Origin of the sequence: Xanthomonas theicola (genome assembly GCF_014236795.1) — a bacterium.
In the GTDB taxonomy this organism is placed as follows: Bacteria; Pseudomonadota; Gammaproteobacteria; order Xanthomonadales; family Xanthomonadaceae; genus Xanthomonas_A; species Xanthomonas_A theicola.
Window position 1 is genome coordinate 2,148,692 of sequence record NZ_CP049017.1, and the last position, 12,435, is coordinate 2,161,126.

At 69.6% G+C, this 12,435-nt stretch carries 12 protein-coding genes and 2 pseudogenes; 2 read left to right on the forward strand and 12 right to left on the reverse strand.

From position 1 onward, the window contains the following. Positions 1–10: 10 nt before the first annotated feature. From trmD to G4Q83_RS09895, 6 genes and pseudogenes are all read right to left on the reverse strand, one after another. Positions 11–793 carry a tRNA (guanosine(37)-N1)-methyltransferase TrmD gene (gene trmD / locus G4Q83_RS09870; protein ID WP_128421713.1) on the reverse strand — a complete coding sequence of 261 codons (783 nt, stop codon included), beginning with the start codon at positions 791–793 and terminating at the stop codon, positions 11–13. A 76-nt stretch (positions 794–869) separates the two neighbouring features. Continuing rightward, positions 870–1,382, reverse strand: coding sequence for a ribosome maturation factor RimM (gene rimM / locus G4Q83_RS09875; protein WP_128421714.1), 513 nt, complete (start codon positions 1,380–1,382; stop codon positions 870–872). A gap of 46 nt (positions 1,383–1,428) precedes the next feature. After that, on the reverse strand, positions 1,429–1,689 hold the full coding sequence (gene rpsP, locus G4Q83_RS09880) for a 30S ribosomal protein S16 (protein WP_128421715.1): 261 nt from the start codon (positions 1,687–1,689) through the stop codon (positions 1,429–1,431). A gap of 96 nt (positions 1,690–1,785) precedes the next feature. Continuing rightward, a complete protein-coding gene (locus G4Q83_RS09885) occupies positions 1,786–2,586 on the reverse strand; it encodes an aminotransferase class IV family protein (protein WP_128421716.1) in 801 nt (266 codons plus the stop codon). Beyond that, on the reverse strand, positions 2,583–3,653 hold the full coding sequence (locus G4Q83_RS09890; RefSeq protein WP_128421717.1) for an NAD(P)H-dependent flavin oxidoreductase: 1,071 nt from the start codon (positions 3,651–3,653) through the stop codon (positions 2,583–2,585). Before G4Q83_RS09890 ends, G4Q83_RS09885 begins: the two co-directional genes overlap by 4 nt. Before the next feature lie 230 nt (positions 3,654–3,883). Then, positions 3,884–4,682: pseudogene (locus tag G4Q83_RS09895) on the reverse strand (IS5 family transposase). A gap of 91 nt (positions 4,683–4,773) precedes the next feature. Between G4Q83_RS09895 and G4Q83_RS24565 the strand changes: the two are divergent. Next, positions 4,774–5,784 (forward strand): annotated as a pseudogene (locus G4Q83_RS24565) (IS30 family transposase). A 36-nt stretch (positions 5,785–5,820) separates the two neighbouring features. On the opposite strand, the gene prpF reads toward G4Q83_RS24565, so the two are convergent. Next, positions 5,821–7,029 (reverse strand): 2-methylaconitate cis-trans isomerase PrpF, encoded by a 1,209-nt coding sequence (prpF, locus tag G4Q83_RS09905; protein ID WP_185817392.1) that lies wholly within the window; start codon positions 7,027–7,029, stop codon positions 5,821–5,823. A gap of 285 nt (positions 7,030–7,314) precedes the next feature. Here prpF and G4Q83_RS09910 point away from each other — a divergent pair, with 285 nt between their 5' ends. Further along, the gene (locus tag G4Q83_RS09910; protein WP_128418677.1) at positions 7,315–7,608 is read left to right on the forward strand and encodes a hypothetical protein; all 294 of its coding nucleotides are present in this window, start codon (positions 7,315–7,317) and stop codon (positions 7,606–7,608) included. Positions 7,609–7,688: 80 nt separating this feature from the next. On the opposite strand, the gene hflX is transcribed toward G4Q83_RS09910, so the two are convergent. The 5 genes from hflX to G4Q83_RS09935 form a co-directional block, all read right to left on the reverse strand. Then, entirely contained in the window at positions 7,689–9,014 is a 1,326-nt protein-coding gene (gene hflX / locus G4Q83_RS09915) for a ribosome rescue GTPase HflX (RefSeq protein ID WP_128418676.1), read from the reverse strand. A gap of 26 nt (positions 9,015–9,040) precedes the next feature. Next, on the reverse strand, positions 9,041–9,316 hold the full coding sequence (gene hfq / locus G4Q83_RS09920; protein ID WP_128418675.1) for an RNA chaperone Hfq: 276 nt from the start codon (positions 9,314–9,316) through the stop codon (positions 9,041–9,043). A gap of 119 nt (positions 9,317–9,435) precedes the next feature. Beyond that, positions 9,436–10,386: a tRNA (adenosine(37)-N6)-dimethylallyltransferase MiaA gene (miaA, locus tag G4Q83_RS09925; protein WP_128418674.1), complete on the reverse strand. Its 951-nt coding sequence runs from the start codon at positions 10,384–10,386 to the stop codon at positions 9,436–9,438. Next, positions 10,386–11,285: a dihydropteroate synthase gene (gene folP, locus G4Q83_RS09930; RefSeq protein WP_128418673.1), complete on the reverse strand. Its 900-nt coding sequence runs from the start codon at positions 11,283–11,285 to the stop codon at positions 10,386–10,388. Before folP ends, miaA begins: the two co-directional genes overlap by 1 nt. A gap of 295 nt (positions 11,286–11,580) precedes the next feature. Then, positions 11,581–12,123: a transposase gene (locus G4Q83_RS09935; protein WP_158254953.1), complete on the reverse strand. Its 543-nt coding sequence runs from the start codon at positions 12,121–12,123 to the stop codon at positions 11,581–11,583. Positions 12,124–12,435 lie beyond the last annotated feature (312 nt).

A 12,435-nucleotide genomic window follows, 5' to 3' on the forward strand; every position in this document is an offset into this window, starting at 1 on the left:
GCCGCCGTGGCTAGGGCTTGAAGGGATTCTCCTGCAGCGGCGCCTGACCGGCCTGCTGGCCCTGGCGGAACTCCTCCAGCAGCCGCCGGTCGGCCGCACCCAGCGCGGCTTCGTCCAGCAGCTCCGGGCGCCGCAGCCAGGTCCGGCCCAGCGCCTGCATGCGCCGCCAGCGCGCGATCGCGGCATGGTTGCCGGAACGCAGGATGGCCGGCACCTCGCCCAGCGCATGTTCGCGCGGATGGGTGTAGTGCGGGCAGTCGAGCAACCCATCCGGACCTTCGAAGCTGTCCTGGGCGGCGGACTCGGCGTCGTTCAGCGCGCCCTCCTGCAGCCGGGTCACTGCGTCGACCAGCACCGCCGCGGCCAGTTCGCCGCCGGACAGCACGTAGTCGCCGATCGAGATCTCCTCGTCCACCGCCGCGGCGACGAAGCGTTCGTCCACGCCCTCGTAGCGCCCGCACAGCAGCACCAGCCGCGGCAGCGCCGCCAGTTGCCGGGCCTTGGCCTGGGTCAGCGGCCTGCCCTGGGGGCTCAGGTAGATCACCGGCGCCGGCTGCGGGTCGGCCTCGCGCACTGCCTGCAGGCAGGCCTGGAGCGGCTCGATCATCATCACCATGCCCGGGCCGCCACCGAACGGACGGTCGTCCACCTTGCGGTAGCCACCGCTGGCGTAGTCGCGCGGGTTCCAGCCATGCAGCGCCAACAGTGCGCGCTCCTGCGCGCGGCCGACCACGCCGAACGCGGCGCACTGGGCGACGAACTCGGGGAACAGGCTGATGACGTCGATGCGCATGGGCGGGTTCGGGACTCGGGACTCGGGACTCGTAGAGCCTAGGCGGCCGCCGGGCCGGCGCACGTCGCCGCCGCCCTCAGAATTCCGGGTCCCAGTCGACCACGATCAGGTTGGCGTCGAAATCCACCGACTTGACGTAGTCCGGCTGCACGAACGGCAACAGCCGCTCGCGGTCGCCGCGCACCACCAGCACGTCGTTGGCGCCGGTCGAAAACAGATGCGAGACCTGCCCCAGGGCCACGCCGTCGACGGTGCGCACGTCCAGGCCTTCCAGGTCCACCCAGTAGTATTCGTCGGGCTTGGGCGGCGGCAGGGCGTCGCGTGCCACGTAGATCTCAGTGCCGCGCAGGGCCTCGACCGCATCGCGATCGGCGACGTCGGGCAAGGCGACCACCAGATGCTTGCTGGACGCGCGGCCGCGCACGCCGTTCAGGCTGCTTTCGCTGCCGTCGGGCTTGCGCACGATCCAGGGCTGATAGCGAAAAATGGCCAGGCGCGGCTCGGTCCAGGACTCGAGCTTGGCCTCGCCACGCACACCGAAGGCGCCCAGGATCCTGCCCAGCAGGATGCGGCGCTGGCCGTCTTTCATGGATGCGAAAAACCGATGGGCCGCACCGGTGGCGCGGCCCGCAGGATCAGGCCGCGACGGCCTGGGCCTTGGTCGCTTCCTTGTACAGGTTGCGCACCTTGTCGGTCAGCTGCGCACCATTGGAGACCCAATGGTCCACACGCGGCAGGTCCAGCACGATACGCGGCTCGGCACCCTGCGCGACCGGGTTGTAATAGCCCAGGCGTTCGATGTTGCGGCCGTCGCGCGCGCTGCGCACGTCGGTGACGATGATGTGGTAGAAGGGGCGCTTCTTGGCGCCGCCGCGGGTAAGGCGGATCTTGACCATGGTGGGTTTTCCGGTGTTGCCCAGTCGCCAGGATGGCGCGGTGAGCCGGTGATTATAGCGGGCGCCCGGAACGCTGCCAAGTCGTCCCCGGCTCCGTCAGATCGCTTGCCAGGGCTGGGTCTCGACGGCTTCGTTCAGTATCCGCAACAGCGCCGTGGCCGGCCCCAGCGCCTGCCCGTCCACCGCGGCGATGGCCTGCTGGCCGCGCGCATTGCAGGCGAAGACCGCGGCGAACCCGGCCAGTTCGCGCACCTGCAGCGGCCGCACCTGCTGGGCCACGCCCAGCGCGGCCAGACCCGCCTGCAGCAACCGCTCCTGGGTGCCGCGCAAGGCCGGCGCCTGCGGCCATACCACTCCCTGCCCGTCCCACGCGCCCAGGTTCCAGACCGAACCCTCGGCGACCAGACCCTGCGCATCGACGAACAGCGCATCGTCGAAGCCGGCCTGCAGCGCCAGCCGGCGCTGGTGGAACAGGGCGAAGGTGCCGGCGTGCTTGATCTGCGGCAGCTCGCGCGCGAACGCCACGCTGCGCACCCGCAGCGGCGTGGCATCCGGCGGTGCGGGCGCGGCCAGCGACACCAGCAGTTCCGGCGTGCAGGCCGCATCGGCGCGGCGGAAATCGAAGTCGCGTGCGAACACGCTGGCGCGCAGGGAAGCATCGCCGCTGCCAAACACAGCCAGCGCCGCGCGCAACTCGGCGCGGACCCGCGCTGCCGACAGTCGGCTGCCGAACAGCGTGCGCGTGGCGTCGTCGAGCCGCTGCAGGTGCAGGTCGAAGCCGCGCACCGCGCCGGCGCGCACCTGCATCGTGCTGAAGTGGCCATAGTTGACCAGCGCCGGCGCGGCCAGCGCGTCCGTGCCCGCCGGGCGCCCGTTGCAGAACAGTTGCGCGTTCACAGCAGCGCCTGCGCCTGATCCCACCAGGTGTCGAGCAGCCTCGCCGCCGGCTGCGCCGGCGCCATCCAGGCCGACTGCCCAGCCCAGGCCTGCATCGCCGCGAGCCGGTCGTCGCGAACCGCGGCCTGGCGCATCGGCGCGGTCAACCCGCGTTGCACCGGATACGGCTGCGGCGGCGCCGCCGCGGGTTCGGCCGCGGCGCGCACGTAGTCGGTGGCCAGCGCACGCCCGAGGCGACCGGAAAAGGCGCGGGTCAATGCGGTCTGCTCCGGCTCCGTGCGCGCCAGCGCCTCGGCCCAGGCCGGCGCCAGCGCGGCCTCCGGCGTACGCAGGAACGCGGTACCGATCTGCACCGCGCTGGCGCCCAAGGCCAGCGCCGCGGCGATGCCGCGGCCATCGCCGATGCCGCCGGCGGCGATCACCGGCACGTCCAGGCAGTCGGCCAGGCGCGGCAGCAGCGCGAACAGTCCGCTCAGTTGCTGCTCGGCGCGCGACGCATCGAACGCGCCGCGGTGGCCGCCGGCCTCCGCTCCCTGCGCGACCACCGCGTCGGCACCGGCGGCCTGCGCCGCCAATGCCTCGTCCAGCGTGGTGGCGCAAGCGAACCAGGCGATGCCGGCCTGCTTGAGTTGCGCGACGAAAGCCGACGGGAACAGGCCCATGATCGAGGACGCCACCGCCGGGCGCGCGTCCAGCAGCGCGATGCATTGTGCGTCGAAATCGGCCGGGCCGGCATCGCCGGCGGCGGCCTCGACCGAAGGCCCCCATTGCGCGAGGAACGAGCCGGTGGCGGCTTCGGCGGCGGCGTCGCGCAGCGGCAGCGGATCGGGCACCCACAGATTGATCTGCGCCGGCCCGGCGCTGCTGCGCCGGAACGCCCGCATCCAGCCGACAATGTCCGCCGCAGACGACAGCACTGCGCCCATCGCGCCCATGCCACCGGCCTGTGCGACCGCCGCCGACAACGGCACCGGGCAGGCGCCGGCCATCGGCGCCAAGAGGATCGGCGCGCGCAGGCCAAAGCGCGCGCAGAACGCGATCAGGCGGTGGTGCAGCGAATCGTTCATGGCGTGCGGATGCCGCGGTGGCGGCGTGGCGAATGACGCAGCGATGATATCGCCAGTCCTGCGCAGTGGCGGCGCGGCGCCCCAGGCGCAGGCATGCGCGGGGTGGAAGCTGCGTCGGATTGGATGGCGAGATGGCTCGCCCTGCCCGCTCATCGCCCTTCTCATGCATCGCGAAGTGCTTCGGCCCGCGCCCCCAACCCTTTACGGGAGAGAGGCGCCTTAGAACCTGTTCAGGATCTTTTGAGTAGTAGTGTCAGGAATGCCAGGTGGATGAACTGCAAGCTGGTGTTGAGCTTGCGCTCGCAGTTCTTCCATAGCCTTCGGTTCTTTTCCAGCCACGCAAAGCTGCGTTCGACGCTCCAGCGCTTGGGCATGACCTTGAAGATGTGCAGTTCGCTGCGTTCGGCGATCTGCACCGTGACTTGCTTGCCCAGGATCTCTCGTACGCCTTCGGCGAATGGTTCTGCGGTATAGACGCTATCGCACAACAGGCTTTGCACGTGTCCCAGGTTCGGCTTGCAACGATCCAGGGATTGAAGCGCGCCTTTGCGGTCGGTCACTTCCGCCGTCGTCACCGCGACCGCATGCAGCAGGCCTTGGGTATCGACGGCGATGCGACGCTTGATCCCCGAGACCTTCTTGCCCGCGTCATAACCCTTCTGGCCGGCCGTGTCCGTGTTCTTCACGCTCTGTGCGTCCACGATCAAGAACGTGCTGCAAGCGTTGCGCCCCTGTCCCTGGCGGGCCGCGCCAACCTGATTTCTTGAGCGCCCGCTCCAGCAGGCTCACTCCTTCATCGTCTGGTTCGCTCCACTTGGCAAAGTAGCAGTGCACGGTGCGCCACTTCGGGAAGTCGCTGGGCAGCGCTGGCCACTGACAGCCGGTGCGCAGCAGGTACAGCACCGCGCACCACACGTCCTACAGATCCACGGTCCGTGGCTTGGTACGCTTGCGCGCCTGCTCCAGAATGGGGCGGATCTGCTCGAACCGCTCCCGGCTCATGGCACTCGGATACGTCTTTGTGCGCATCCGCAGAGTTTGCACTACCCGGGAAAGATCGTGAACAGGTTCTAAGACTCAAGTTCCCAGTGCAACACCTCACAGAGCGCAGGAGGTTGCGCTGGGCAAACAGTCCAGTCATCTGCGTGTTGAGGAACGCGCGGTGCTGCAGGTGGAGCGCGATCGAGGAACGCGCTTGCGCAAGATCGGTCGCCGGTGGGGATGCCGTGCATCGACGCCGAGCCGCCAGGTCGGTGGTCTGCAAGGGCCGGTGTCCTGTGCGCACGCGGCGGCGGCGGCCTATCGCTCGCGCCGCTCGCGCTGCGTGCGCCCTCGCCGGCCCCTGGAAGGTTCGTCGTTGTTCCCGTGCGTCGATGAGCGCCTGGTGTACGAGCGCTGGTCGCCACAGCAGATCGCGGCCGCACGGCGGGACAGGCATCCGGACGCTTCCAGCCAGCGGGTCAGCCACGAGAGGATCGCTGCGGCGATCGACACGCAGCGGGGGGGGGTCTGAACAAGGCGCTGATCCATGCATGGAGAGGGGGCCAGCCCACACCAGGTGGCAGGCGCACGACAGCGGCGGTGCGCTCGTGGGCGCCGGAGGAGCTGCGCATCGTGCATGGCCCGGACCCGGTGAAGCAGCGCCTGGCGCCGGGGCATGGGGAGGGCGCCCTGATCGAAGGCGCGTTCAACCGTTCATGCGTGGGCGCACTGGTGGAACGCAAGACCCGCTTGGTGGTGCTGTGCAGGATGGACGGTGGCACGGCGCAGGCGGCGGTCGAGGGGTTTCCCCGGCAGATGAAGCAGCGGCCGGCCTTCCTGGGTGAGAGCCCGACCGACGACCGCGGAACGGACCTGCTACGAGGAACGGATGCAGCGGTTGAACAGCCAGGTCCGGTTCGCCGATCCGCATGCGCCGTGGCAGCGCGGCAGCAACGAGAACACCAACGGCTTGCTGCGCCAGTTCCTGCCCTACGGGGTGGACCTGTCGCAGGCCCGTCAGGAGTACCTCAATCGCGTGGCCAAGCGAACGAACGCACGGCCGCGCCAGCCATTGGCCTGGGCGACCCCGGCGGCGGCCTTGGAGAAGGACATCCTGGCATTCAAATCACATGTTGCACTTGATTCTTGAGACCGCCCCCCCTCTCAGCGACGCGCCCGGCGTTGTCTAGCTGGCTCTGCTGTCTGCCCAGCTCTGGTCCGGCACCCGCACCCAGCCCTCCATCAGCACCCGCGCGCTGCGGCTCATGATTGCCTTGGCGACAGTCCACTGCCCGCCCACCTGCCGCACCTCGGCACCGACCCGCAGGGTGCCGGAGGGATGGCCGAAGCGCACCGCCTGGCGCTCGTCGCCGCCGGCGGCGCGGTTCACCAGCGTGCCGGGAATCGCCGCGGCGGCGCCGATCGCCACCGCGGCGGTGCCCATCATCGCGTGGTGCAGCTTGCCCATCGACATCGCCCGCACCAGCAGGTCGATGTCGGCGGCGGCGACCGGCTTGCCGCTGGAAGCCACGTAGTCGGCCGGCGGCGCAACGAAAGCCACCTTGGGCGTGTGCTGGCGCGTCGCCGCCTGTTCCAGCGTGGCGATCAGGCCCATGCGCAGCGCGCCGTGCGCGCGGATCGTCTCGAACCGGGCCAGCGCCTGCGCATCGCCGTTGATCGCGTCCTGCAGTTCAGTGCCGCGGTAGCCCAGCGCCTGCGCGTCGAGGAAGATGGTCGGGATGCCGGCGTTGATGAGGGTGGCCTCGAACGTCCCGACGCCCGGCACCTCGAGCGTATCGACCAAGTTGCCGGTGGGAAACATCGCCGCGTCCGCGCCGTCTTCGTCCGCGGCCGGATCGAGGAATCGGAGCTGGATCTCGGCCGCGGGGAAGGTCACCCCGTCCAGTTCGAAGTCGCCGCTCTCCTGCACCGCACCGGCCACGATCGGCACCTGCGCCAGGATGGTCTTGCCGATGTTGATCTGCCAGATCCGCACCGTGGCGATGCCGTCGCGCGGGACGCGCGCGGCGTCGACCAGGCCGGCGCCGATCGCGAACGGCCCCACCGCCGCCGACAGGTTGCCGCAGTTGCCGCTCCAGTCCACGAACGCGCGCTCGATCGCCACCTGCCCGAACAGGTAGTCCACGTCGTGGTCCGCGCGCGCGCTCGGCGCCACGATCACCGTCTTGCTGGTGCTGGACGTCGCCCCGCCCATGCCGTCGATCTGCTTGGCGTAGGGATCGGGACTGCCGATCACCCGCAGCAGCAGCGCATCGCGCGCCGCGCCGGGCAACTGCGCGGCGGCCGGCAGATCCTGCAGGCGGAAGAACACGCCCTTGGACGTGCCGCCGCGCATGTAGGTGGCGGGAATGCGGAGCTGGGGGAGATGGGCCATGGATGTGCGCCTCGGGACGAAATCGGTGGACGTGCCGGTCGGATGGTCGGGAAGCTTACGCCGTGTTTCATCACCCGCATAGGTAAACGCGGGCGACAATGCACCCGCAGAGATGACATTCCCTCTGGGCAATCGACGGCAGCCGTTGCAGGCGCGGGTCAAGCATCCGGTGGTATGCATCCCGTGGCATTCGTTGCGGCCCAGTACAGATGCTTGAACAAGACGCCCCAGTCGTTCGCGGCCACATCCGCCGGAGAACGCCCACTATGAACTTGCCCCCTGAAAATGGACGCCAAGAAGCTTCGGTCAAGCGGCCTGACTGAAGCGCTTGGCATAGTCGTTCCTGATTCCCCACATCATGCATCCAGCGTTGCCCTTGGATACGGCAGCGGTGGCGTACGCCCGGCTGCGAAAGAACAGTACACCCGCTTCGAGCAGGCCAACGTTATCTTGCAGGCATGCACAGCCTCCGATGCCATCGTGTGCGGTGAACTCATCTGCGTCAACACATATCCAAACGGCAAGCGACAAGGCGACAAACGCCAGTACCGCCAAGCGCTGCCACGTGCGCAGAAGTGAGTGAGTGCTTCAATCGCAAGGCAACACCATGTCAGCTGAAAATAATGAGCAGGAATTGCCCATACCGTTGCCGGGGATTGTTACTGTTGCCGCCAGGCTTCTTCCTGGCGCGGCGGCAGCAGCGCACGGATCGGCGCGCCGTCCGCGCCGGCGGCCAGGCGTTCGGCCTCGGTGATCGGGATATCCACCTGCAGCAGCCAGCCGTCCTCGTCGGCGTGCTCGCCGCGGATCACCTGCAACTGGTGCAATTTCGAGCGCAGGCGCCCGGCGCTGGGTGGCAGGCGCAGGCTGCCCTGCACATGCTGCAGGCCCAGGCGCTGGCCGAGCACCCTCTGCAGCAGGTCCAGTCCGCGCGCGTCCCGTGCCGAGATCCAGACCCGCTCGCGACGCGCCTGGTCGGGCACGCCGTCCTGCGCGTCGTGGCGCACCTCGGCGCCCTCGATGCGGTCGATCTTGTTGAACACCAGCAGCTGCGGCAGATCGCCGGCGCCGACCGCGTGCAGCACCTCGTCGACCTGGGCGATGCGCTCCTCGCGCAGCGGATCGGCGGCATCGACCACGTGCAGCAGCAGGTCGGCCTCGCGCGCCTCGGACAGGGTCGAACGGAATGCGGCGACCAGCTCATGCGGCAGGTTGCGCACGAAGCCGACGGTATCGGCCAGCATTGCATGGCCGCCGGGCAGCGCGATGCGGCGCACGGTCGGGTCCAGCGTCGCGAACAGCTGGTCGGCGGCGTAGGCGTCGGCGCCGGTCAGCGCGTTGAACAAGGTCGACTTGCCGGCATTGGTATAGCCCACCACCGCGATCCGCGGCAGTTCGCTGCGCACCCGCGCACGGCGCATCTGGGTGTGCTGCACCTCGACCTTCTCCAGCCGCTTCTGCAACTGTTCGACCCGCTTCTGCAGCAGCCGGCGGTCGGTCTCCAGCTGGGTTTCGCCAGGGCCGCGCAGGCCGATCGAACCGCCGCGCTGGCGTTCCAGGTGGGTCCAGCCGCGCACCAGCCGGGTGGCCATGTGGCGCAGCTGCGCCAGCTCGACCTGCAGCTTGCCCTCGTGGCTGCGCGCGCGCTGCGCGAAGATGTCCAAGATCAGCCCGGTGCGGTCGATCACCCGCCGCTCCAGGTACTTCTCCAGGTTGCGCTCCTGGCCCGGGCTGAGCGCATGGTTGACCAGGATCAGGTCGGCGCCGCTGGCGTCGGCCGCGGCCTTGACCTCTTCCAGCTTGCCGCTGCCGATCAGCGTCGACGGACTGGGCTTGTCGATGCGCGCGGTCAGCGTGGCGGCGATGCTGGCGCCGGCAGAGCGCGCCAGATCGGCGAACTCCTCCAGCACCTCGTCTTGCAACGGCCCCGCTGCATACGGCTGGATCAGCAATGCATGCTCGCCGCGTCGGGAACGATCAAACACCCGCGGCCCCGGTCTGCACCTGCGTCCTACTCGGCTTCGTCATCGCCCGCACCACCACCCTCGTTCTGCTGCACATAGCCGCCGCCCGGTCCGACGCGCACGTTGCGCACCGGCACCACGGTGGAAATGGCGTGTTTGTAGACCATCTGGCTCACGGTGTTGCGCAACAGCACCACGAACTGGTCGAACGACTCGATGGTACCCTGCAGCTTGATGCCGTTGACCAGGTACACCGACACCGGCACCCGTTCGCGACGCAGCGCGTTCAGGAAAGGATCCTGCAAGGATTGCCCCTTGGACATGCTTCACTCCCGCTTATAGTTTTTATGTGCCCGGGGCGGCACTGCAGCTCCCCTGCCGTGTCCCGGACCGCCGATGTTACACAAACGCGGGCACAAGCACAGCGCGGCGTGTAGCCAAATCAGCCGAGAAAGTCCGCCACCGCTGCATCCAGCCGCGCGCCGTCCACTCCCGGGTCGAACCAGCGCGCGTCCAGTTCACCGCGCAGCCAGGTCAACTGGCGCTTGGCCAATTGGCGGGTGGCGAAGATCGCGCGGTCGCGGAACGTCGTCGCATCGCTGGCGCCGTCCAGGTGTTCCCAGGCCTGGCGGTAGCCGACCGCGCGCACCGCCGGCAGGTCCAGCGGCCGCGCCGCCTGGCGCAGCGGCGGCAGCGCGCGCAGCGCGCGCACCTCGTCGAGCAGGCCCTGCGCCAGCATCGCGTCCAAGCGCAGCTCGATGCGCCGATGCAGCAGCGCGCGCTCGGCGGGCGCCAGCGCCAGCTTCAACACCCGCAGCGGCAGCCGCGGCGGCCCGGGCTGCGCCTGCCACGCGCTGATCGGACGGCCGCTGAGCTGGAACACCTCCAGCGCGCGCTGGATGCGCTGCGCGTCGCCGGGCCGGATCCGGCGCGCGGCCAGCGGGTCGACCTGCTGCAGTTGCACATGCAGCGCCGCCCAGCCTTCGGCCTGCGCGCGTGCGGCCAGCGCCGCGCGCAGTTGCGGATCGGCAGGTGGCATCGACGCCAGGCCTTCCAGCAACGCCTGGAAATACAACCCGGTGCCCCCGGCCAGGATCGGCAGGCGGCCGCGGGCGACGATCGACGCAAGCGCGACGCGCGCGTCCGCCGCGAATTCGGCGGCCGAATAGGTCTGCCAGGGATCGCGCAGGTCCAGCAGGTGATGCGGCACGCGCGCCAGCTGCGCGGCATCAGGCTTGGCCGCGCCGATGCTCAATCCGCGGTACACCAGCGCCGAATCGACGCTGACGATCTCGCCGCCATAGCGCTCGGCCAGGGCGATCGCCGCGGCGGTCTTGCCCGAGGCGGTCGGCCCCATCAGCGCGATCGCGCGCGGGCGTCGATCGGCCGCCATCAATCCTCGTCCGGCCAGCGGATCGCGGCGGGTGCGGCGCCGCTGCGTGGCAGCGGCACCGCCGCCAGCGCCTGCCAGACCGTCAACGCGTCCACCGTGGCGGCGACATCGTGCACGCGCAGCAGCAACGCGCCGCGCTGCGCCGCCAGCAGGTGCGCCGCCACCGAGCCGGCGACGCGCTGTGCCGGCGCGGTGCGCCCGGTCAGCGCGCCGATACTGCGCTTGCGCGACAGCCCGGCCAGTACCGGCACGCCGAGTTCGGCCAGGCGCGACAGCTGCGCCAGCAACTTCAGGTTGTCGGCGGTGCCCTTCCCGAACCCGAAGCCCGGGTCGACCAGCAGGCGGCGCTTGTCGATGCCGGCCATCTCCGCGGCGAAGATGCGCTCGGCCAGGAACCGGTGCACGGTGCCGACCACATCGTCATAGTGCGGCGTGCTGCCCGCGGCATAGGAATCGTCGGGCATGTGCATCAGCACCACCGGCACGCGCAACTCCGCTGCCGCGTCCAGCGCACCGGGGCGGCGCAAGGCCTGGATGTCGTTGATCATGCCGGCGCCGGCGGCGACCGCCGCACGCATCACCTCCGGCTTGAACGTGTCTACGCTCAGCGGCAGCGCGGTCTGCGCCGCCAGCCGCTCGATCACCGGCACGACCCGGCGCAGTTCCTCCTCCACCGGCACCGGGGTGGCGCCGGGGCGGGTCGATTCGCCACCGATGTCGAGCAGGTCGGCGCCCTCCTCGGCCAGGCGCAGGCCGTGCGCCACGGCCGCCTCCACCGTCGCATGCGCGCCGCCGTCGGAGAACGAATCGGGAGTGACGTTGACGATGCCCATCACCCGCGGACGATCCAGCAGCAGGCGGCGTCCGTTGCAGTCCAGGCTCGGTGAGGTCTCGAACATCAGCGGTACTCCTGAGGGTTGCCGCAGTACACGGACAGGCGGCGCGCGCGGCGCGGCGCGATCCGCGTGGCGACGCGGCGTGTCATGGTGGCGGCCGCGTTCGCAATCGGCGGCAGCGAGGAACAGGCGGGAGATGGCATGGCAGCGGGCCGTGGCAATGGACCGCCATTGTCGCGCAGTCGGCATGCGCGCGATGATCCGGCGGCGGCATGCGCCCGGGATCGGAGCATTGCCTTCGCCGATACGGCCCACCGCCTTGCAGCGGTGGCACAACCGCAGCGGCAACAAAACAGGTTCATCTCCCAACTCCGGGGAAGGCGGCGCGGATCTTGAGGAAGAAGTAGGCGTCATCGCGGTAGCCGTAAGCGATGCGCTTGATGACCTTGATCCGGTTGTTGATGCCCTCGAGCAGGCCGGTGCGCATGGGCCAGCGCACCCGGCTGAGGATGCCGCGCCAGTAAGGGCGCAAGCACTTGGCGAAGTGCATCAGCGCCGGGATCTGGCTTTCTTGCGCATGGCGCAGCCACCGATTCCGCGCCCGGCGCCAGGCCCAGGCGGTGGGCGCGTTCCATAGCGCCTTGAGTTGTTTCTTCATCACCTCGGCCGTCATCAGCGACTGATCGGCTTGCAGCACCTCGACCTGCTCGTGCTCGGCCAGATGGCGCCGGTTGCGCAACAGCAGCCAATGCGCACGCTTGACCGCCTTGCGCGCCGGCTTGTCGTGGCGCCACTGATTGGCCGCATCCACCCGCACCCGGCGGATGACCTCCCGGCCATACTTGGCCACGACGTGGAACAGGTCGTAGACCACCCGGGCGTTCGGGCAGTGCTGGCGCACTTCACAGATCGAAGGCGCTGTTCATGTTCATCGCCACCGCCGTGATGCATGCACAGCGCTCAGGCCCGAGTTGTCGAAGAAGGGCCGCCCCTCGGCCCGGGAACGGCCCCGGCCCACCCACAGCACCCGTTTGCGCTCCACCTCCACCACCACGGTGGCGAACGGTGGCCCTTGTGGATCGCGAACTGGTCCATCGCGAGCCGAGTCGCGCTGTAGCGATGACGATTGCCAAAGGACGGCAGGCTTGTTCGATCATCATAGCCTACTGCTTCGTGCCCTATCCAGAACAGCGAACGCACAGCATCGGGCTGC

Coding starts and splice junctions, on each gene's coding strand:
- trmD (WP_128421713.1), bottom strand. CDS start 793: ATGCGCATCGACGTCATCAGCCTGTTCCCCGAGTTCGTCGCCCAGTGC.
- rimM (WP_128421714.1), bottom strand. CDS start 1,382: ATGAAAGACGGCCAGCGCCGCATCCTGCTGGGCAGGATCCTGGGCGCC.
- rpsP (WP_128421715.1), bottom strand. CDS start 1,689: ATGGTCAAGATCCGCCTTACCCGCGGCGGCGCCAAGAAGCGCCCCTTC.
- G4Q83_RS09890 (WP_128421717.1), bottom strand. CDS start 3,653: ATGAACGATTCGCTGCACCACCGCCTGATCGCGTTCTGCGCGCGCTTT.
- prpF (WP_185817392.1), bottom strand. CDS start 7,029: ATGGCCCATCTCCCCCAGCTCCGCATTCCCGCCACCTACATGCGCGGC.
- G4Q83_RS09910 (WP_128418677.1), top strand. CDS start 7,315: ATGGACGCCAAGAAGCTTCGGTCAAGCGGCCTGACTGAAGCGCTTGGC.
- hfq (WP_128418675.1), bottom strand. CDS start 9,316: ATGTCCAAGGGGCAATCCTTGCAGGATCCTTTCCTGAACGCGCTGCGT.
- miaA (WP_128418674.1), bottom strand. CDS start 10,386: ATGGCGGCCGATCGACGCCCGCGCGCGATCGCGCTGATGGGGCCGACC.
- folP (WP_128418673.1), bottom strand. CDS start 11,285: ATGTTCGAGACCTCACCGAGCCTGGACTGCAACGGACGCCGCCTGCTG.